Origin of the sequence: Blastopirellula retiformator (assembly GCF_007859755.1) — a bacterium.
Classification (GTDB): domain Bacteria; phylum Planctomycetota; class Planctomycetia; order Pirellulales; family Pirellulaceae; genus Blastopirellula; species Blastopirellula retiformator.
In genome coordinates this window covers 1,244,650-1,264,607 of the sequence record NZ_SJPF01000001.1, presented here as the reverse complement: position 1 = coordinate 1,264,607, position 19,958 = coordinate 1,244,650, and the positions used below count along the sequence as shown (strand labels likewise).

Here is a 19,958-nt window from a genome sequence, read left to right as displayed (position 1 = left end):
ACAAAGAGCGTTGCAAACCTTCGCTTGCTCTGGTCGTTCCATTATGCTTATCGGCAACGCCACCGACAATCTTCCCCCTGAGATTCTCATGCCCACCTACCAACTCGAACCCGATCTAGCCACCCCCGAGTTCCTCGACCTGCTCGAGCGTTCCACGCTGGCTGAACGCCGGCCGATTAATGATCCCCAGCGTATCGAGGCGATGCTGCGGCATGCCGATTTGATCGTCACGGCTCGCGATGGGGAGCTACTGGTCGGCATCTCCCGGGCACTGACCGACTATAGCTATTGCACCTATCTGTCGGACCTGGCGGTCGATGTCGCCTATCAGCGGCAAGGGATCGGCAAAGAGTTGATCCGGCGCACCCACGAAGCAGGCGGGCAGCAGACGAACCTGATTTTGCTGTCGGCGCCCCAGGCGGTCGAGTACTATCCGCACATCGGCATGACGCAGCATCCGTCGTGTTGGATCCAGCGGAGCGAATCGTCTTAGCGGTTGATCCAGATGGCCGAGTCGGTCGGCTCGTCGCTGCTGAAGTCGACCGGGCGATCGCCGGTCGCTTCGATCACCGGCGGAGCATCCTGGGCTTTGGCGGCACGATGGATCCAGACCGGCGAGTGAACTTCGTCCTCGCCACCGAAGTCGATCGATTGATCGCCCATCGCTTGAATCACCTTGGCCGAGGTATCCTGCTGCACCGGGGCGGTCGCCGACGCCGGTTGGACGCTGGATGGTTCGCTCTTCTCTTGACGAAGCGGGTTCTGCGGCATCGCCGGCTGAGCGTCCGACGTTTCGGGAAAAGCTGGCCCTTCAAAGATCGGCGTGCTCTCGTACGGCTTCTTCGACGGCTCTAGCGGGAACGACGGACGGTTCTTCTTGCCGATTAGCGCGTCGTTGATCACAAAGTTGGTCAGCGCGTGCCGCTTGTTCATGTCGCGCTGCAAGGCGTCGTTGTACGCCTTTTGCGGCCACGGGCCTTCCGCCATGAAGATGTTGTTGTGCTCCAGCAACGAGCCCTTTTCGTAATGGACGTTCTTGATCGCTTGGGCGTAGTCGACGCGGGCCTGGTAGAACAAGATATTGGCGTCGATCACGCGGCGTTGGGCTTCCAATAGCAAATCGAGCGGGGCGAAACCCGCTTCGTGCGAAGCTTCGACGGCCCGCTGTTGGGCATAGGCCGCTTCGCGGCGGTTGAACTGGGCTTCCATCACCTGGTGAGCCCGTTCGATTTCGCCGTAGGTGTTGCTCAAACCGTACATGATGAAGTTCTCTTGCTCGCGGAGGATCGCCTTTTCGCGAGCCAGGGCGAGTTCCGAACTGCGGACGGCGGCATGTCCCCGGCGAAAGCCGATCGGCATGTCGAACTCGATTCCCATCTGATATTCCTGGAAATCGCCATCCATCATGCTTTGCACGGCGTTATCGTACTGCGGCTGATCATAACCCCACAGATCTTTGCCGAACCCACGCAAGCGATAGCGGGCGACCAGGTCAAGCTGCGGTTTCAGGAAGTTCTTGTTCGCCAGCAGTTCCAGTTCTTTCTGCTTGATGACCCACTTCTGGCGGCGGAGTTCGGGACGCCGGGCGACCGCTTCTAGCGCGATCGCATCCCAGTCGAACTTCACCTTCGCCACCGGCGGATCATCCGACGGTCGCAGCAGCTGCGGGCCATTGATGTCGACCGCCATGATCACGCGCAACCGCCGCTCCGAAACGCGAACGCCGCCCGTCTGCACGAACGTACCGCCCGAGCTGCCGTAGTTGGTCTGCGTGCGCGGCGTCAGTCGGCCATGCAGCGAGTTGATCACTTCCGACTCAAACCGGTAGTACTGTTCGCGGGCCTGACCTTCCTGGTCGGCGGTGCGGCGTCCTTGTCCGGCGTTGGCCTGGACGTTTTGCCACACGCGAAGAGCGTTGTCGCGGGCTTCGACCTTGGCGTCGAGATCGCGATAGGCGTAATAGAGATCCCAGTAAGCGTTCTCGACGTCGCTGACCAGATTGCGGACGGCAACTTCAAACTCGGCCAGGCTGATGTCGGTGCGGGTGCGAGCGACCAACACGCCATTGGCGAAGCCCGGCTCACCATTGGGACCGGCGATCCGGTTGTACATGACGCCGGCGCCTTGCAACAACGGTTGCCGCCACTGCGCTTCGGCATAGTTGGTCCACGACTGTCCGAAGGTAAACGGGTTCGTGATGAACGACGCTTCCTGGTTGTTATTGTCGTACTGCGTGACGTTGCGCAAGCTGAAGGTGGCGCCGGTGACGCTCTTCTTTTCGATCCCGAACTCGTAGTTGTTATAGTCTTGCTTGAACAGGCCGTTCTGGCCGACCGTGACGTTGTTAACGCCATAGTCGTTTTGCTCAAAATAAGCCGCCGCGCCAAAGCTGGCGTCAAACGCGCTCAAAGCGGCTTCTTCACCAAACTGGCCGTCAGTATAGACGCGGCCTGGGTCGTAAATCGTTTCGAGCGCATCGGGGCTGCGGAGCACTCCCCCCAGGTCTTTCATGACCTGCGAGTTGGCCAGCGCCGTTTCGACCGCTTCCTGCAGTGAGATGTTGGCATACTTTACCTCGCCGCTGACCGCCGCATCGGGCGAGACCGGTACGCTTGGCAGAAAATCGTCTTCGCACGCGTTGGGAACCGGATCTTCTATCGTCAGACCGCGACCGGCGTACTTGGCAATCAGATCTTCGTCGTACGCAGGAGGATCGGGACAGTCATAGAGCCGCCAGCACCGCAACGAACAGCCGTTGAGCGCAAGGGCGACGCAGCTAAGCGCCACTAGGATCTGTTTCGTCCAGCGATGGAGCATCGCCGTCCTTTCCTCAGGTCACCGAAATCGAGTAATCGTCAGCTCGTTTCCCTAGCCAGGCGTCGCAACGGTTTAACCCATGGTCAACAATCACAACCCAGTCGGCAGAACTAGCTATCCTCGAAGTCTTTTCGGCAAACGTGGCATAATCGCTCCATCAATCCCGCAATTTCGGAATCTTTCCCCGAATCGGCGCTTTGCTAGCAATTGGCGCCAGCGGTAGACTCGCCAGCCAGTTTCTCGATTTGACCGCCTGGGACGACTTCAACGCCTGCTGATTAGGCGCCCCCTGCGACAATTCGCCGCAGTTGCCAGCACCGCTGTCAGCAGTTACCCTCAAGCAATTATTCCGATCGGAGGGGTTAAGAGGTGTACCAGCGTCTTGCCAGCTGGCGATGCGATCTGCGGCCATGGGTCCGCAATCGCTTCGTGCTGCGCCGGCGCACCCTGATCTCGATGTTGCTGATCGCGAACATCGTCTTCCTGTCGTTCGGCGTCCGCTTCCGCGGTTTCGTTCCGCAGGATCTCTCGATTCCGTTTCCCTGTCAGGGAGGAACGTGCGGCTGCCGCGACGCATACACCTGCTGGAACAACTGCTGCTGCAATACGCCTGAGGAGCGTTTGGCCTGGGCCGAAACGAACGGCGTCACCCCGCCTGACAATATTGTCGCCAAGCTGATGGCCGAAGCGGCGATCGTGCAAGCTGCGAAGCCAAGTTGCTGCGCCGCCAAGCAGGTGGCGTCGTGCTGTGCCGCCAAGACCAAGAGTTGTTGCGCCAAGAAGTCCGACAACTGCTGCTCGTCGCCTGAGACGAGTGCTTCGCCGACCAACTCGGCGCCCTACAAAGGCCCCTTCTTCACGATCTCACGCTGCGGCGGCTTGCCGGAGCTGTTTGCAATTTTCTCAAGTTCGGTCGTAGAACCGGTCGCTCCCTCTTGGAGCCCCCGACTGGAGTTCTGCGGCTTTCTAACCACCGGCGAAACGACGCCGACGTCGCTTGTCTTGACGCCGGCCAGCCCGCCGCCGGATGCGATTGCGGCTTAGATAGCGATTGGTTGTCTGCAACCGATTCGCCCTCTCACAGAATCGCCGTATGCGCTTGCGCTAACTGGTGCGCACGCGCGATCTCACAAATCGCAACCCACACACCCAATTTCCATAACCATGAAACTACGTCACGCTTTTACCTTGGTCGAACTGCTGGTGGTGATCGCCATCATCGGCGTTTTGATCGCCCTGCTATTGCCGGCTGTGCAACAGGCCCGCGAAGCGGCACGCCGGATGTCGTGCACCAATAACCTGAAGCAGCTTGGCCTAGCGCTGCACAACTACCATGACACGCATGGCTCGTTCCCGCCCGGCGGACTCGGCTATCCGTTCGTCTGGTCGCCGCAATCGCTGTTGCTCCCCTATGTCGACCAAGGAAACCTGGGCGACCTGCTGCATTACGAAGTACCGCCGATGAACGCCTTCGCCGGGTCGTACGACGCGACGCTGGTCGGCGAGAACGATACGGCGGCCCAAACTCGTCTTTCGTTGCTACTTTGCCCCAGTGACCGGGACGAAGTTCCAGGCAGCGTTTACGGAGGCATCAGCTACCCCATGTCGCTCGGATCGGGCGTCAACAACATTAGCGACGCTTCGGACGACGGCGCCAACGCCAATTCCGACGGCGTGATCTTCTCACTGTCTAAGACCGGCTTCCGCGACGTCACCGACGGCACCAGCAACACGGTCGTGTTTAGCGAGCACTTGCTGGGAGACGGAAACGACTCCGCTCCATCCAACAACGACTATCGGCATCGAGTCATCCAGCTCGACACCAACACGCAAACGACCGAATCGGCTTGCACGCCCAGTTCGGCGCCCGCCTGGTCGGGACAGCGGGGCGCGAAATGGGTCAACGGCCATCTCGCCGACGCGCTCTACAACCACTGGTACGGACCGAACTCCAGTTCACCGGATTGCCACAACGGGTATCACAACTTCGCGATCACCAGCGCTCGCAGCCAACATCCCGGCGGCGTGCAAGCCGCTAGAGTCGACGGCAGCGTCCGCTTCGTCGGCGAAACGGTCGATATCGTTATTTGGCGAGCCCTGGCGACCCGTGGTGGTGGAGAAGTGATCGGCGAGTACTAATCGCCGCAACCGCTCCCGATTCATTCGAAATAGACCTAACAAATAGCAATACAATCATGAAACTACGTCACGCTTTTACCTTGGTCGAATTGCTGGTGGTGATCGCCATCATCGGCGTTCTGATCGCCTTGCTGCTGCCGGCTGTGCAACAGGCCCGCGAAGCGGCACGCCGGATGTCGTGCACCAATAACCTGAAGCAGCTTGGCTTGGCCCTGCACAACTACGAATCGACCTTCAAGGTCTTTCCGATGGCCGGCACGGTCGACACCGACTTTTCAGTCCAGGCTCGCCTGCTCCCCTACGTCGAGCAAGGGAACCTGAACGACCAACTCGACTACTCGCTAGCCGCCTTCAGCGGCGGCTGGAGCGGCAAGTCGCCGAACGCTGCGTTCGCCACCGCGTTCGAAACCCCGCTGTCCCTCTTCTTGTGCCCGAGTGATCCGGCGCCATCGCAGACGACCTCGTCGGGCAATACCTATGGCTGCTTGAACTACATGGTCAGCTTTGGCAGCGGAACCGGCGTCAACTACGACTTCAAGCACAAGACCGACGGGATTTTCTACCAATACTCCAAGGCTGGCTTCCGCGACATGACCGACGGAACCAGCAACAGCGTCGTGATGAGCGAAACGGTCCGCAGCGTCGGCGCGGACATGACCTTGCCTGCCGGCGAAACGCCTCCCTATCCGTATCAGTTCACGCTGAACGGCTCCAGCGGCGTCGGCTCCAGCAATCCCGATCCGACGAAGCAAGGCATGCCCGGCAACGGCGGCGGCTGGAGCAGCTACACCAATGGCGATGGCGCGATCTCCAATCCCGACATCTCCACCTTCTGGACCGGCTTCACCTCGTGGCGCGGCGGCGAAAGCGCCGCGATTCGCGGCCGGGGAATGTCATGGGCGTTTACCGGGGCCATCAACTCGATGACCAACGGTTACCATACGCCCAACAGCCGTATTCCCGATGTGGTGACCCACTGGACTGGCTACTTCGCCCCGCGCAGTTACCATCCCGGCGGCGCCAACGTCACCTTTGGCGACGGCTCGGTGCGATTGCTGCCAGACACGATCGACCTGTCGACGCATCGCGCCTTGCATAGCGTCAACGGCGGCGAAGTTCTGGGCGAGTTCTAACCCGGACGCATCTTCAACTCGCACCTTGGGGCCTGGCGCGCTTTCGGCAACAAAGCGCGCAGGCTCCGCGTGCGCTTTCCCCAGATATTCCCTCCCCAGACAATAGAAGTTCCATGGACAATTCCAACTCGCCGCGCAAGCGGCCTTGGCCCGACTACCGCGCGGTATGGCGGTGGCATTTTTATGCCGGCCTGTTTTGCATACCGATCCTCCTCGTCCTGTCAATCAGCGGCACGATCTACCTGTTCAAACCGCAGATCGAGTCATGGATCGATCGTCCGTACGACCAGTTGCCAGCCGGCAAAACTTCGCTGCCGATTTCGGAACAGATCGAAGCGACGTTGGCGGCGCTGCCTGCCGCCCGGTTCCACTCGTTTGAACTGCCCCAATCGCCGGGCGCCGCAACCCGGATCATCGTCACTCAGAACGGCGAACGGGTCCGCTGCTATGTCGATCCAGCCAGCGGCACGTTGCTCGGACAAAAGGTGGAAGCCGATCGCTTCATCGCCGTGATTCGCCGGATGCATGGCGAACTGTTTCTCGGCAACCGCGGCTCTTACCTGGTAGAGCTAACCGCCTGTTGGACGTTGGTGCTGATCTTCACCGGTCTCTACTTGTGGTGGCCGCGCAAGTGGTCGGGCTTCGGCGGCGTGCTGTTCCCTCGACTGATGAGCGGCAAGAAGATTTTCTGGCGCGACATCCATAGCGTCTCCGGCATCTGGATTTCCGGTTTTGCGATCGTATTGATCCTGTCCGGCTTGCCGTGGTCGACCTTCTGGGGCAACTACTTCCGCACAGCTCGCCAGTGGACCGGTACGGCGGTTGCCCGGCAAGATTGGCAGATCAGCCGATCGCGGACCATGAAAGAGTCGAGCGAGCCGACGCCGCGTGACTACGGCGCGGCCAATCAAGTCGCCGCAGCGGTAACGCCGCTCGACCTCCCGTCGCCGGTGATTGTCTCGCCGCCGCGCGGAGACTCGACCGAGTGGAAGGTCGCGTCGATGACGCAGAACCGCCCCTATCGCGTGAATCTAACGATCGACGGCGAGAGTGGTGAATTGATCAGCCGGCAGAATTTTGGCGATCGTCACGTGATCGATCAGGTCGTCGGCGTTGGCATCGCCCTGCACGAAGGGCAACTGTTCGGTTGGCCCAATCAACTGCTGGGAGTGATCACTACCAGCGGTTTGATCTTGCTGAGCGCGAGCGGCGTAATCCTGTGGTGGCGGCGGCGCGACCAGGGCGTCTTGGGCGCCCCGGCGGTTGGCTCGGCGCCGCGGTTATCTGTTGGCCTGCTGGTGATTGTCGTCGCGCTGGCCGTTTATCTCCCGTTGTTTGGAGCGTCGTTGCTAGCCGTCTATCTAGCGGAGCGCTTCGTCTTGCGTCGCTCGCCAGGCATTCGCGGCTGGCTGGGACTTCGCCAACCCCGTGCGCCGGAGGTCGCATCCGTATGATTCGCTCGCTTTCGCTTGCCTGTCTGACGTTTTCACTACTGGCAATGGCTGGCTGCGGGCCAACACCCGTCACCGGCGGCGCCACCGGGCGTTTGACCACTGGTGAAAATCCCCTGGCCGAGATGCAGGTCAACGTCTATCGCGCCGATGGCGTTGATACCCCGATTGGTTTTGGCACGACCGCGGCGGATGGGTCGTTTGAACTGGTACAGCCAGCCGCGGCAGGTCCGCTGATGCTTGAGCCAGGCAAGTATCGCTTCACGGTCGAGTCGATTGGTTCGCCGGTCATGCTGCCGAAAAAGTATGGCAGTGCGGCTTCGTCGCCGCTGGAGATCGACTGGCAAAGCGGTCAGGCGATCACACTCGACATACCGGGGCTGAAGATGCCGCGGTAATCGTCACTAGAAAAGGCGAAAGCGTTCGGGAATCGATGCTCCTGCGCGCTTTATTTGTTGAGTGGTCAGCCGGCTTGGGGCTCGCCGCGGAGTGATGCTTCCTGCCGACTTTGTCGGCCCCGAAAGCGAGAGCTTTCGGGGCTAACTGCCTGTTGAAAAATGCCATCGTGGCATTTTCCAACCTCGCCAGGCTCAGAGCATTGCTCTTCGCGGCTCGCAAAATAACGACTTACGTCGTTATTTTGGGATCGCATCCGTGCGATCACGCAGTCCGTCGAGAAAATCAACGGACTGCTAACCTGTTTGGCCTATGCGAGGCCGCGGCGTTTTAGTTCGCCGACGACGTTTTGCACGATCCGGGCAACCTCGTCCGAGTCGACTTCTTCCTTGATCGCACAGCCGCCGACCGGCTCATCAACATAACCTTCGGCCGCCAGCAAACATTGCAGTTCGCGTTTGAGCACGTCAATCGCTTCCAGTTGGCTTTCCGACTGCGGCTGACGTCCCTTGCCGGGATGAAAACCACGCAGCGCGATCGCCGCCCGGAAACCTTCCGGGAACTCGCTGTTATAGAGCATCGCGTCAAACAGCTTCAGCAACCGATATTGCAGGTCGCGGGCTTCGTCGATGCGTCCCGCCTTGGTCAGGTCGTACAGCTTGCGGGTGATCTCTGGCGCCACGCCGCTGGTCGCATTCGTGCCGCCATCGCAACCGATCAACATCATCGGCATCAGCGCCGCGTCCCAACCGGTCATGAAACCAAAGTCGGGCCGCAGCGGACGGACCGCAGCGATCATTCGCATCATGTGCGGCAGGTCGCCGGAAGAGTCCTTGATCGCGATCACCTTGTCGCACTCTTCCGCCAACCGCTGCACCGTCGGCACGTCGATCGGCGAGGCGAACATCGGAATGTTGTAAAGCGTGACGTCGATCGGCGTGTTGTCGGCGATCTCTTTGAAGTAGGCGTAGACGCCGGCCGGGGTCAGCTTGTAGTAGAACGGCGACACGATGGCGACGGCGCGGCAACCATATTCGTAGTAGGTCTCGCAGGCCTTGATCGTCTCGCGGACGTTCGCCTCGGCGGCGCCAGCCAAAATCGGCACGCGGCCGGCGGTCTGATCGGCCATGATCTCGATGATCCGGCGTCGCTCTTCGGCGGTAAAGCGAAGGAACTCGCCGGTCGAACCATTGGGATAGAGGCCATGCACGCCCCGGTCGATCAGCCAGTCGACGTAACGCCGCAGTTCCGACTCGTTGATGTCCCCCCGCGAATCGAGGGGAACGATATTGGGCGTAAAGATACCGGCGAGACGATCTTGGTTTGACATGTTCAAAGAGGCTTGGTCTAACGGCGGCGGTTATGGGAGGCTAGAATCGTTGCGTGAAGCTAGTCAAAGTTTTATACGATTTCAATATCTTAGTTCATGAACCGGGGGAAGTCAGCCGCGGCTTTCTCCTTGAATTTTCGTGCTATTTAAACGAGCTATCCTAGAAATGATCGCCGCTGGCCGGGGGAAATCCGCTGTTCGCCGCTCGAAACGTCAACCGCGGGACCCGTAAGTCGAATGTCGAAAAAAACACGCCGCGAGCGAAACTCTTCTTCCGCCCCCAGCAGCGAACCCGCTCTCGCAAGTAGCGATCTGATCCGCTTCGCCCCGGCGGCGCTGTTGGCCCTGCTCGGCTTCGCCTACCTGATCGTCTATTTCCAGTCGCCGATCCCCGTCTTTCAGGGCGAGCCGGCCGATCGACTGACCGTCTTGTTCACGATCCTCGGCAACTTCCCGCTGGTGCTCGGCCCCTGGGCCGATCTGCTGATCGATCCGGTCCCCTTCTTCACGCAGCGCACGCCAGTCTTTGTGCTGGCGGCGATGATCATGCTGGTCGCCACGCTGGTCGGCCGCTGTTTGTTGTCTCGGATCGGTTTGACAGGGCTACTATCGCGGCTGGAGACGTTGGTGTTCGCCGCCGCCTTGGGATTGGCGACGGTCTCGCTCTGGACATTCGTGATCGGCTTTGTCGGCTTGTTGCATTACCCGGCGCTGATTGTCTTGCCGCTGTTGGGACTGGCCGGTTGGGGCGGATGGGATTGGTATCGCGAGCGAACGCCCCGCAGCGAAACGGAAGCGGCCCGCGAACCGAGCCCCTGGATCTGGATCGCCGCCGCCGCGCCAATCGTCCTCTGCACGCTGCTCGGCGGAATGATGCCGCCGTACGAATACGATGTGCTGGAGTATCACCTGCGACTACCGACCGAATGGCTCACCACCGGGCGAATCGCCGTCGAGTCGTACAACGCTTACAGCGGCTTGCCGATGGGCGCCGAGATGTTGGCCCTGCTGCCGATGACAATCTGGCCCAGCGACCAGGCGTGGTTTTATGGCGCGCTGGTCGGCAAGACCTTGATCAGCTTCTACGCTCCGCTTACCGCGCTGGCCGCTTACTGCGCCGCCCGACGCATCGCTGGCAGTTACGCCGGGCAGATCGCGGCGATTGTCGTGGTCGGTACTCCCTGGATCGTACTGGTCGCCGTCTATGGACTGGTTGACGGCGTCTGGGCGTTCTACACGGTCGCGACGATCTTTGCCGCAATCGTTTGGTTTCAGGCGCAGCGCAGCGATGATCCTGCGGCGACGATCGCGCTACCGCGGCTTGCACTGTTGGCGGGCCTGATGGCTGGGATGGCGACTGCCTGTAAGTACCCGGCATTGCCGCTGCTGGTAATGCCGCTGGCCGTCTGGATAGCGGTGGAGGGACGGCGGCTTAATCTGAAGTCGGCGATCGCCTTTACGATTGGGGTGACGCTGCTGTTTGCCCCGTGGCTGATCAAGAACGTCGTCTACACCGGCAACCCGGTCTATCCGCTGGCAGGTTCGATCTTTCCCGATTCGATCCGCACGCCGGAGCAAGTCGCTCAGTGGCGAGCCGCCCATGCCGTGCCGACCGACGCCGACGGCCACAGCGTCACGTCGGCCCTGCTGATCAACGCGATCAAAAAGGTCGCTTTCGCCAGCGACTGGACCAACGTCGCTCTCTTTCCGCTCGCTGTGACGGCGATCGTGCTGCTGGGTCTGGCGATCTGGCAACCGCAACGCTTGCCTGAAGAGAAGGAAGATCGCTCGATCAGAGACGCCATCGCCTGGCGCTTGTTGCTGTATGCCGTAACCTACTTCGCCATCTGGTGGCTTTTCACCCATCGCTACGATCGCTTTTTGATTCCTCTGGCGCCGGTCGTCGCCTTGTTGGCAGGCTACGCCGCGGCGCGGATTTCGGCGGCCGGTTGGCGCGCCGTCTGTAGTTCGCTGGCGGCGGTTGGTTTGGCGATTTGCTTCTTGTGGATCAACTGGCGGAACTCCTTCCTGGCGCCTACCTTTTACTTCACCGACTATCAGCTGTTAAAAGAGGCCAACGCCGGACCCGATCCCGGCCTACTCGCCGAGTTGGTCCCCGCGGACCACAAAGCGATCGTCGAGGGCAAGGCGGACGTCTTCTATATGCAGACGCCGATCGATTACCACACCTGCTTTGACGCCTCTCCCCTGGTGGGGCTAGTCGGCAAGTCGGCGGCCGAGCGGAAAGAGCTGCTCCACGCCCGCAAAGTCAGCCATATCTACGTAAGCTGGAGCGAAATTGCCCGGTTTCGCAGTCCCGGCAACTATGGCTTCGCCGAGTTCGTCACGCCTGACTTCTTTGCCGAACTGGTCGCCCAAGGGGTCATCCGCCCCGCCGAGTTGCCTGCCAATCCCGACGAAAACCAGCCGCAACAGCCCTGGGGCGAGTTCTACGAGGTCGTTCCATAACGTTCTCCTAACCCGTCGCTCTTGCCAGATTGGTCTGGCTCGCCTACCTTGATGATTCGTTAGAACGCGTAGGATCGCGTCTAGCCTTCGTTTTCGTCGACGCAAGGAAGGAATGCATGGAAGGCGCCTCCCCCACCTCGAGCAATCGCATCTCGCAGCACTTTCTCGACCTGCGCGCATTAGCGGGCTCCTCGATCGCCGCTACTCGCGACTGGCTGCTCGCCCATCAACATGCCGACGGCCATTGGTGCGCCGAACTCGAAGGGGACTCGATCCTGCAGAGCGAGTACATCTTGCTGCTCGCCTGGCTCCGAGAAGAACGTTCTGAAATCGCCCAGCGGTGCGCCGCCCAACTGCTGAAACAACAAGAGCCGAGCGGCGCCTGGACGCAATTCCCAGGCGCGCCGATCGATGTTGGCTCGAGCGTCAAAGCCTATTTCGCCCTCAAGCTGACCGGGCATGATCCGACCGCCGAGTACATGATTCGCGCCCACAACGCGATCCTCGAAGCCGGCGGCGCCGACAAGGTCAACAGCTTCACCCGGTTCTATCTAGCGCTGCTCGGTCAGATCCCGTTTGAACTCTGCCCGGCCGTTCCGCCCGAGATGGTCCTGCTGCCCAACTGGTCGCCGATCAACATTTATCGGATCAGCTCCTGGTCGCGAACAATCTTCGTACCGCTGGCGATCGTCTGGGCCCATCGCCCAACGCGTGAGATCGCCGCCGACGTTTCGATCCACGAGCTGTTCGTTAACAAGCCGGAAGACTGGCCCGAGCTTCGCTGCCCTGGTCTCGACAAACCGCAGGGCTTGTTCAGTTGGGATCACTTTTTCCGCACCGCGGACAGCGGACTGAAGCTGCTCGAAAAATACAAACTCCGCCCGCTTCGCAAACGCGCGCTGCAAAAGGCTGAAAAGTGGCTGCTCGACCGCTGCGAAAAGAGCGACGGTCCCGGCGCGATTTTTCCGCCGATCGTCTGGGGCGTGATCGCGCTGCTGACGCTCGGCTACGATAAACAAAGCGCGGAGGTCCAGTACTTCCTCGATCATCTAAAGCGGCTGGCGATTGACGACGGCGCCGAGACTCGCTTGCAACCTTGCAAGTCGCCGGTCTGGGACACGTCGATCTCGCTGCGAGCTTTGGCCGCCGCTGGCTCAGGACTTTCGCAGGAACCGACCTGCCGAGGCGTCGAGTGGCTGCTGTCGAAAGAAGTTCGCGTCGCCGGCGACTGGAGCAACAACGTCGCCTGCGAACCAGGCGGCTGGTTCTTCGAATACGAAAACGCTTTCTATCCCGATAACGACGATACGTCGATGGGAATCATGGCGCTGGTCGACCAATTGGCGGCCGCCGATATTTCGCTCGAGCTGCATCCAGGCGACACGCTGGCCAACACCAGCGTCGTTGTTGGCGGACGCGGCATTGCCGAGCGGCTCGCTGGTTCATCCGCTGCGATGATGGAACAGGCGGCTGCGGCGACTCGCCGCGCCGTCGCGTGGATGACCGCGATGCAAAACCATGACGGCGGTTGGGGGGCGTTCGATAAGAACAACGACGCCGAGTTCCTCTGTCACGTGCCGTTCGCCGATCACAACGCGATGATCGATCCAAGCACGCCCGATCTGTCGGCCCGCGTGATCGAGTCGTTCGGCCGGCTAGGCGTCACGATCAACTCGCCTGGCAAGGTCGGCGACGTCGTCCGCAAGGCGGTCGCCTACATCCGCGCCAATCAGCTCTCCGACGGCTCGTGGTTTGGTCGCTGGGGCGTTAACTATATCTATGGCGCCTGGCAGTGTTTGGTCGGCCTGCGAGCCGTCGGCGTACCCGCCGACGATCCGGCGATCGAACAAGGCAAGCTCTGGCTGCTCGCTCATCAACAAGCGTGCGGCGGCTGGGGCGAGTCGTGCGAAACGTACGAAGACCCATCGCTGCGCGGCCAAGGCTCTCCGACCGCTTCGCAAACGGCCTGGGCGCTGTTGGGCTTGATCGCTGCGGGCGGTGAGAAGTTGCCGCAAGTCGCAAACGGCGTCCGCTACCTGATCGATACGCAGCGGCCGGATGGCGCCTGGGACGAAGTCGAGTTCACCGGAACCGGTTTCCCCCGCGTCTTCTATCTGAAATATCACTACTACCCGATTTACTTTCCCCTCTTGGCTCTGGCCGAATGGAACCGCGCGACGGCGCGAAGTTAGGAACTGATAATGGGCGTACCCGTCTCGCAAATGTGGACTGTCGCCAGCTATGTGCTGAAGAAGCGCCTGTCTGGGCAAAAGCGTTATCCGCTGGTCTTGATGTTGGAACCGCTGTTTCGCTGCAACTTGGCCTGCGCCGGCTGCGGCAAGATCCAACATCCGGTCGAAACGCTTCGTCGCCATCTGACGCCGGAGCAATGCTTTCAGGCGGTCGAAGAATGCGGCGCCCCGATCGTCTCGATCCCTGGCGGCGAACCGCTGCTGCACCCGCAGATCAACGAGATTGTCGAAGGCCTGGTCGCCCGCAAGAAGTACATCTACCTCTGCACCAACGCCCTGAAGCTGGAAAAGGCGCTCCCCAGCTTCACGCCCAGCAAGTACCTGTCATTCTCGGTCCACATGGACGGCCCCCGCGAAGAGCATGACGCCGCCGTCTGCCGCGAAGGAACCTACGACATCGCCGCTCAAGCGATCAAAGCGGCGGTGGCTCGCGGCTTCCGCGTGACGACCAACACCACGATCTACGACGGCGTCCAGCCCGAGCGGATCCGCGACTTCTTTGACGACATGATGCAATTGGGCGTCGAAGGAATGATGATCTCGCCCGGCTATCGTTATGAGAAGGCGCCGGACCAAGATCACTTTCTGGCGCGAAACGAAACGAAGACGCTGTTCCGGCAACTGCTTGATCACGCTCGCAACTGGCGGTTCAACCAAAGCCCCCTCTTCCTCGAGTTCCTCAAGGGGAACTACCAGCTGGAGTGCACGCCGTGGGGTAATCCTACCTACAACTTGTTCGGCTGGCAGAAACCGTGCTACCTGATGGACGAAGGGTATTGCGAGTCGTTTGACGAACTGATGTCGTCGGTCGCGTGGGAAAACTACGGCTGCGCCAGCGGCAACCCCAAGTGCGCCGACTGCATGGTCCATAGCGGCTACGAACCAAGCGCCGTCGACGCCACGTTCGGCTCGCTGAGCGGCTTCTGGAATACGGTCAAACTGACCCTGCTCGGCCCGCCAAAAGAGAGCAAACTGCCGCTCGCCTCTCCGGCTGCTGGCGGCAAGCTCCGACAGGATGGCCCCAGCGCCAAACCGTCGCCAACGCTGCGGCCTGATGACATTCCGCTGCCGCTGATCCAAGACTGAGCGGCGGTTGGCGGGCCAACGCCTGTTGCGCATCCGGCACGCAGTAATTTTATTTAATTGCTGCAATTCTATGCACAATCGTGACAATGAAGCGCGGTTGCCAACTCGTCTCGCAATGCCGGCACGATCGAAGGCCGGGTCACCTTCAACGGCAAGCCGGTCACCAGCGGCGACATCACCTTTTGCTGCGGCGAACTTGGCAGCGGGATCTCTGAATCGCTCGACGCCGAAGGAAAATAGGTGACGCAAACGCCGGTGCGAACCGGCGCTTATACCGTGACAATTCTGCCTCCCGAGAATCCGCCGCCGGAAGATCCGTCCCAGATGGTCGTGCGGGTGGTCGCCAAAGACATCCCGGTCAAATACCGCGACCCGCGGAAGAGCGGCCTGACAATCAACGTCGAAGAAGGGGTCAACCCGTTCGACATCGAGATGAAGCCGTAGCCGATCGACGAACTAATTCGCCGCGCGACTCAGCGTGAGGTTGTCGCGGTGGATCAATTCGACATACGGGCAATGCCCCAGGATCTCGCTAATCCGATCACTTTGAATGCCCCGAATGCGGGCCACTTCCGGCGCCGAGTAATTCGTTAGCCCGCGAGCAATTTCGGTTCCGTCGCTGCCGCAAATGCGGACGACGTCCCCTTTCTCGAAGTCTCCTTCGACGCCTACCACGCCGATCGCCAGCAGACTGCGTCCCGACGCTTCGAGCGCTCGCTTGGCGCCGTCGTCGACGATGAGCCGTCCCCGCGGTTCGACCGAAAAGCCGATCCAGCGTTTCCGCGGCGAGACCGTTTTCCCCTGCGGCAGAAACAGCGTGCCGATCTGCTCGCCATTGACGATCTTCGTGAGGGCCTGCGGATCGCGCCCTGAGGCGATAATCACGTTCTCGCCGGCGGTCGTCACCAGGCGGGCCGCTTCCAACTTGCTGGCCATGCCTCCTTTCGAGAGGCCGGTCTTTTTGTCGCGGACGAACGACATCAGGTGATCGTCAAACTTCTGCACGACCGGAATCACCTGCGCGTCGGGATCGTCGGGCGAGCGATCGTAGAAGCCGGCGACGTCCGACAAAATGACCAACAGCGGAGCACGCAATAGATTGGTGACGCGGGCCGCCAGGCGATCGTTATCGCCAAACGTGGTCATCAACTCGTCGACGGCGACGGTGTCGTTTTCGTTGATGATCGGCAGCACCCCAAACTCGAGCAGCGAGACCAGCGTGTTGCGAATGTTCAGATAGCGAACCCGATGATCCAGGTCCTCGGCGGTCAGCAAGACCTGGGCCCCATGCCGACCATGGACCGCCAGCGTTTGATCGTACGCTTCAATCAGGCGAGCTTGACCGACGGCGGCGACCGCCTGCAATTGGGCCAGATCAGTCGGCCGCTGTTTCAGCTTCAACCGATCCATCCCGGCGCCGACCGCCCCGCTAGATACCATCACCATCTTGCGCCCGGCGTCCAGCAGCCGGCTCATTTCTTCGGCAAATTGAGCGATGCGGGGGCGATTGAGCGTTCCGTCGGGAGCGGTGAGAACGCGGGTTCCCACTTTTACGACGATCAAGTCGGCGGTCGCGGCGATTTCCTGGCGCAAAAGATCGGTCATAGGTGGAAAGAAAGGCTTGAAACAGCGGGAATCGACAAACCGTAGTTATCGATGCCCGCCGCATTGGCGACAAGGGGACGCCAGCAAATGAGTTACGCCGATTGCGGCTGCGCGCCCCGCAATAACGAGACCAGATTGGCGGGATCGACCGGTTTGACGACATGATCGTCGAATCCCGCCTCCTTGGTGCGGCGCCGATCTTCGGGACCGCCCCAACCAGTTAGCGCGATAATCTTCACCCCATCCTGACCATGATCGGCCCGAATTCGCCGCGCCACCTCGTACCCGTCCATCCCCGGCAGCCCGATATCGAGCAAGATAAACGCCGGCTTCTGTTTCCGCAGCAGATCGAGCGCCATCGGTCCATCGTAGGCGACCGTCGCGTTCATCCCTTCAAAGGTTAGCAACATCGAAAGCGTTTCAGCCGCGTCCCGATTGTCATCGACGATCAGCACCGACGTCGACTCTAGATCGATCGACTCCTGTTTTTCGACGACGCGCACGCTCGGCGTGGGCAACTCGACCAGCGGCAACCGAATTTCAAAGCGGCTCCCCTTTCCTGGCCCACGACTGATGACGTCGACCGTGCCCTCATGCAGTTCGCACAATTGCTTCACCAAAGCCAACCCTAGCCCCAATCCGCCATGATCGCGGGTATGCGAAGAATCGACCTGGGCGAACGCTTCAAAAATCCGCCGCCGGTCATCGTCGGCGATGCCGATGCCGTTGTCCGAGACGGAAAGGACCGCCTCGCCGTTTTCGGCCCGCAGATCGATGCAGATTCGTCCGCCGCGGGGCGTGTACTTGGCCGAGTTGCTCAGCAGGTTCGAGACGACCTGAACCAGCCGCACGCGATCGCCACTAACGCCGATCGCCACATCCGGAATCAGCAGCCGGACGTCGTGCTGACGTTCGTCGATTTGCGGCTGCACCATTTCGACGGCGGCGCCAACCGCTTCGCGCAGGTCAAACGGATCCCGCAACAGCCGCATCTTCCCCTGCAGATAGCGCGAGACATCCAGCAGGTCGTCGACGATCCGCACCAACTGCGACAGTTGACGCAGCACCGCCCGGCGCAGCGCGTCAAACCGCCGCCCATCATCACGACAGCGGGCCATCAGGTCGACGCTGGTCGCAATCGGAGCGAGCGGATTGCGCAGCTCGTGGGCCAGCAGCGCCAGGTATTCGTCTTTCTGCAGATCGGAACGTTTCAGCGTTTCGGTCAGCTCTTGATTTTCGCAAGAGCGCTGTTCGGCTTCCCGTTGCTCGCAGCGGGTTTTCTCGAAAGTGACGATCGTCACCGCGCCGACGATCGCGTAGATCAACAGCGAAACCCAGTCGGCCGGCTCGGCGATCAACAGACTCGATTGCGGCGGAATGATAAAGTGCGCCGCAGCCACCATTCCCAGCACCATCGCCACAACGGCCGACGCCGTTCCGCCGAGCCAGGCGCTGATGATGACCGAGAGATAGAAGACGCCAAAGGGGAGCCGATCTTCCAAGATGGGGTGAAGCAACGTCCTCACCCACAGTGCGGCCGCGGTGGCCGCGATGGCGAACATGAAACCGCGAAATTGCTCGTTCCAGCCGTTTCGCATGCTAGCACTCCATTTGGCTTTTCTGCGGAGAAGAACGCCGTAGCGAATGCTAGAGCGGCATTGGAATTTATCATACCAGAGCGACCATTCCGCCAAGCGTCGGCGACGAAAGAAATGCGAACATTTTTCCTATTGCCGGAAAACCGTAACTGCCTCTACATTGAAAGCTCGCAATGATGCGTGCGCAATGGATAGCCGCGCCAGGATTGATCCGCACTCCGGCTTAAGGAATGAGCCGAGTTGTCGCGGGGTGATCGCCTCTACGTTGAGCGAGCCCCATAAGGATGTTATTTGCCGCGATTGCGGCCCTGGTATGGAGACCTACAATGCTCGTGCTTTCTCGCCGCGCAAAAGAGAAGATCGTTTTCCCCAATCTCAACATCACCGTCGAGTTGCTCCAAGTGCGGGGCAAAATGGTGAAGATCGGCGTCGACGCTCCCAAAGAAGTGTCGATCATGCGTCCCGACGCCTGCAGTGACGCCGAACTGGAAGCCATGAAACGCCAGGCGCCTAGCCTGATCGGCACTCATCAGTTTCGCAATCGCCTGAACACGCTCAACCTTGGCCTGCACCTCTGCAGCCGGCAGATCGACGCCGGCATGACCGAAGAAGCGGTCGATACGCTCAAACGCCTGCTGGCGGAACTGAAAGAGCTGGACGCCGCCGTCGGCCAAGATCGCACAGCGACCCGCCGCGAGAAAGAGGGAGAGAAGTCGCGCAACCTGCTGGTGGTCGAAGATGACGACAACGAGCGCGAACTGCTGGCCGGGCTGTTGCGGATGTACGGCTTTCACGTCTCGGTCGCCAAAGATGGCCAGGCGGCGCTCGAATACCTGGCGCTGAACGACTTGCCCGACTACGTGCTGATGGACCTCAGCATGCCGCGGTTCGACGGCCCGGCTACGCTGCGCGTGCTCCGCAACGATCCCCGCATGGGCAAACTGAAAGTCTTCGCCGTGACCGGCAGCGATCCGCAGCATTTTGCCGACGATGGCGACCAGTCCGAAGATCGCTTCGACGCCTGGTTCCGCAAACCGCTCGACCCAGCCGAAATCGTCGAAGCGGTCAGCCAACGCGCCCAACCGGCGATCGCCGGTTGGTAAGACGCGTTCCACAATTGACTTTCCACGAAAAAAGCCCCGAGCAATTGCCGGGGCTTTTTTGTGCGTTGTCGTAATCGCGTCGCTACGTTACTTCGTCTCGATCTCAAACTTCAATTCGGTCGTCCCTTCGTCCGAAACGCTGGCCGTCAGCCCCGACCTCTCGGGATTGGCGAACTTGCGCGGGACGATATTGATGTTTGGCGGCGAAGGGGGAAACTGACCGGTTCTCTCTTGGATCGCCATCGGATCTTCGGTCGCACGCGACTCGTCGACGAGCGATTTGATGATGGCGACCTGATACTCGCCCGGCAAGACGCCATCGGCTGGCGCGATCGTTCCCAGCGAGAAAGCGCCCGCTTCATCGGTCCGGCCGTTGGCCGAACGTCCGTCGCCGACCGGAGAAAAAATGACCGTCGCGCCTTCAAGCGGAGCCCCGTCGAGCAAGACGACTCCCTTCGCTTCAACAGCCCCGGGCATCAAGTCGTTACTACAACCGGTTATCACGAGCGCAACCAGCGCCGCAGCGAAAATTGCATATCGCATGAGGAATGGTCCTTAGGAATGGATGGCAGGCAGGCA

General features: G+C 60.7%; 16 protein-coding genes. 11 read left to right on the top strand and 5 right to left on the bottom strand.

Translation table 11 applies throughout. The features are described 5' to 3' along the window. The first annotated feature begins 88 nt into the window (after positions 1 to 88). The gene (locus Enr8_RS05280; protein ID WP_146429540.1) at positions 89 to 493 is read left to right on the top strand and encodes a GNAT family N-acetyltransferase; all 405 of its coding nucleotides are present in this window, start codon (positions 89 to 91) and stop codon (positions 491 to 493) included. On the opposite strand, the gene Enr8_RS05275 is transcribed toward Enr8_RS05280, so the two are convergent. Beyond that, positions 490 to 2,817: a TolC family protein gene (locus Enr8_RS05275; protein ID WP_146429539.1), complete on the bottom strand. Its 2,328-nt coding sequence runs from the start codon at positions 2,815 to 2,817 to the stop codon at positions 490 to 492. The genes Enr8_RS05280 and Enr8_RS05275 overlap by 4 nt on opposite strands. A gap of 369 nt (positions 2,818 to 3,186) precedes the next feature. On the opposite strand from Enr8_RS05275, the gene Enr8_RS05270 reads away from it, so the two are divergent. The 5 genes from Enr8_RS05270 to Enr8_RS05250 all read left to right on the top strand — a co-directional run bounded on the left by Enr8_RS05270 (position 3,187) and on the right by Enr8_RS05250 (position 7,938). Further along, positions 3,187 to 3,861: a hypothetical protein gene (locus Enr8_RS05270; RefSeq protein WP_146429538.1), complete on the top strand. Its 675-nt coding sequence runs from the start codon at positions 3,187 to 3,189 to the stop codon at positions 3,859 to 3,861. A gap of 120 nt (positions 3,862 to 3,981) precedes the next feature. Further along, on the top strand, positions 3,982 to 4,956 hold the full coding sequence (locus Enr8_RS05265) for a DUF1559 domain-containing protein (protein WP_146429537.1): 975 nt from the start codon (positions 3,982 to 3,984) through the stop codon (positions 4,954 to 4,956). A gap of 56 nt (positions 4,957 to 5,012) precedes the next feature. Further along, positions 5,013 to 6,089, top strand: coding sequence for a DUF1559 domain-containing protein (locus Enr8_RS05260; RefSeq protein WP_146429536.1), 1,077 nt, complete (start codon positions 5,013 to 5,015; stop codon positions 6,087 to 6,089). 113 nt (positions 6,090 to 6,202) lie between these two features. After that, complete coding sequence (locus Enr8_RS05255) at positions 6,203 to 7,543, top strand: PepSY-associated TM helix domain-containing protein (protein ID WP_146429535.1); 1,341 nt, start codon at positions 6,203 to 6,205, stop codon at positions 7,541 to 7,543. Continuing rightward, the gene (locus tag Enr8_RS05250; protein WP_146429534.1) at positions 7,540 to 7,938 is read left to right on the top strand and encodes a hypothetical protein; all 399 of its coding nucleotides are present in this window, start codon (positions 7,540 to 7,542) and stop codon (positions 7,936 to 7,938) included. Before Enr8_RS05255 ends, Enr8_RS05250 begins: the two co-directional genes overlap by 4 nt. Before the next feature lie 308 nt (positions 7,939 to 8,246). Here Enr8_RS05250 and Enr8_RS05245 read toward each other — a convergent pair whose 3' ends face one another. Beyond that, complete coding sequence (locus Enr8_RS05245) at positions 8,247 to 9,266, bottom strand: dihydrodipicolinate synthase family protein (protein WP_146429533.1); 1,020 nt, start codon at positions 9,264 to 9,266, stop codon at positions 8,247 to 8,249. 237 nt (positions 9,267 to 9,503) lie between these two features. Between Enr8_RS05245 and Enr8_RS05240 the strand changes: the two genes are divergently transcribed. From Enr8_RS05240 to Enr8_RS05225, 4 genes are all read left to right on the top strand, one after another. Continuing rightward, positions 9,504 to 11,735 (top strand): ArnT family glycosyltransferase, encoded by a 2,232-nt coding sequence (locus tag Enr8_RS05240; RefSeq protein WP_146429532.1) that lies wholly within the window; start codon positions 9,504 to 9,506, stop codon positions 11,733 to 11,735. Between the two features lie 116 nt (positions 11,736 to 11,851). Further along, on the top strand, positions 11,852 to 13,927 hold the full coding sequence (locus Enr8_RS05235; RefSeq protein WP_146429531.1) for a terpene cyclase/mutase family protein: 2,076 nt from the start codon (positions 11,852 to 11,854) through the stop codon (positions 13,925 to 13,927). Between the two features lie 9 nt (positions 13,928 to 13,936). Then, positions 13,937 to 15,073 (top strand): adenosyl-hopene transferase HpnH, encoded by a 1,137-nt coding sequence (hpnH, locus tag Enr8_RS05230; protein ID WP_146429530.1) that lies wholly within the window; start codon positions 13,937 to 13,939, stop codon positions 15,071 to 15,073. A gap of 240 nt (positions 15,074 to 15,313) precedes the next feature. Continuing rightward, a complete protein-coding gene (locus tag Enr8_RS05225; RefSeq protein ID WP_146429529.1) occupies positions 15,314 to 15,517 on the top strand; it encodes a hypothetical protein in 204 nt (67 codons plus the stop codon). Positions 15,518 to 15,529: 12 nt separating this feature from the next. Here Enr8_RS05225 and proB read toward each other — a convergent pair whose 3' ends face one another. Together proB and Enr8_RS05215 are read right to left on the bottom strand one after the other, a co-directional pair. Then, positions 15,530 to 16,678, bottom strand: coding sequence for a glutamate 5-kinase (gene proB / locus Enr8_RS05220; protein WP_146429528.1), 1,149 nt, complete (start codon positions 16,676 to 16,678; stop codon positions 15,530 to 15,532). A gap of 92 nt (positions 16,679 to 16,770) precedes the next feature. Beyond that, the gene (locus Enr8_RS05215; protein WP_146429527.1) at positions 16,771 to 18,276 is read right to left on the bottom strand and encodes an ATP-binding response regulator; all 1,506 of its coding nucleotides are present in this window, start codon (positions 18,274 to 18,276) and stop codon (positions 16,771 to 16,773) included. A gap of 326 nt (positions 18,277 to 18,602) precedes the next feature. On the opposite strand from Enr8_RS05215, the gene Enr8_RS05210 reads away from it, so the two are divergent. Beyond that, positions 18,603 to 19,379: a response regulator gene (locus Enr8_RS05210; RefSeq protein ID WP_186767442.1), complete on the top strand. Its 777-nt coding sequence runs from the start codon at positions 18,603 to 18,605 to the stop codon at positions 19,377 to 19,379. An 87-nt stretch (positions 19,380 to 19,466) separates the two neighbouring features. Here Enr8_RS05210 and Enr8_RS05205 read toward each other — a convergent pair whose 3' ends face one another. Next, positions 19,467 to 19,922 carry a carboxypeptidase-like regulatory domain-containing protein gene (locus Enr8_RS05205; protein ID WP_146429525.1) on the bottom strand — a complete coding sequence of 152 codons (456 nt, stop codon included), beginning with the start codon at positions 19,920 to 19,922 and terminating at the stop codon, positions 19,467 to 19,469. Positions 19,923 to 19,958 lie beyond the last annotated feature (36 nt).

Excerpts from the sequence above, each read along its gene's own strand:
- Enr8_RS05250 (WP_146429534.1), top strand. The coding sequence starts at position 7,540 with ATGATTCGCTCGCTTTCGCTTGCCTGTCTGACGTTTTCACTACTGGCA.
- Enr8_RS05205 (WP_146429525.1), bottom strand. The coding sequence starts at position 19,922 with ATGCGATATGCAATTTTCGCTGCGGCGCTGGTTGCGCTCGTGATAACC.
- Enr8_RS05215 (WP_146429527.1), bottom strand. The coding sequence starts at position 18,276 with ATGCGAAACGGCTGGAACGAGCAATTTCGCGGTTTCATGTTCGCCATC.
- Enr8_RS05210 (WP_186767442.1), top strand. The coding sequence starts at position 18,603 with ATGCTCGTGCTTTCTCGCCGCGCAAAAGAGAAGATCGTTTTCCCCAAT.
- Enr8_RS05260 (WP_146429536.1), top strand. The coding sequence starts at position 5,013 with ATGAAACTACGTCACGCTTTTACCTTGGTCGAATTGCTGGTGGTGATC.
- Enr8_RS05275 (WP_146429539.1), bottom strand. The coding sequence starts at position 2,817 with ATGCTCCATCGCTGGACGAAACAGATCCTAGTGGCGCTTAGCTGCGTC.
- proB (WP_146429528.1), bottom strand. The coding sequence starts at position 16,678 with ATGACCGATCTTTTGCGCCAGGAAATCGCCGCGACCGCCGACTTGATC.
- Enr8_RS05245 (WP_146429533.1), bottom strand. The coding sequence starts at position 9,266 with ATGTCAAACCAAGATCGTCTCGCCGGTATCTTTACGCCCAATATCGTT.
- hpnH (WP_146429530.1), top strand. The coding sequence starts at position 13,937 with ATGGGCGTACCCGTCTCGCAAATGTGGACTGTCGCCAGCTATGTGCTG.
- Enr8_RS05280 (WP_146429540.1), top strand. The coding sequence starts at position 89 with ATGCCCACCTACCAACTCGAACCCGATCTAGCCACCCCCGAGTTCCTC.
- Enr8_RS05235 (WP_146429531.1), top strand. The coding sequence starts at position 11,852 with ATGGAAGGCGCCTCCCCCACCTCGAGCAATCGCATCTCGCAGCACTTT.
- Enr8_RS05255 (WP_146429535.1), top strand. The coding sequence starts at position 6,203 with ATGGACAATTCCAACTCGCCGCGCAAGCGGCCTTGGCCCGACTACCGC.
- Enr8_RS05265 (WP_146429537.1), top strand. The coding sequence starts at position 3,982 with ATGAAACTACGTCACGCTTTTACCTTGGTCGAACTGCTGGTGGTGATC.
- Enr8_RS05240 (WP_146429532.1), top strand. The coding sequence starts at position 9,504 with ATGTCGAAAAAAACACGCCGCGAGCGAAACTCTTCTTCCGCCCCCAGC.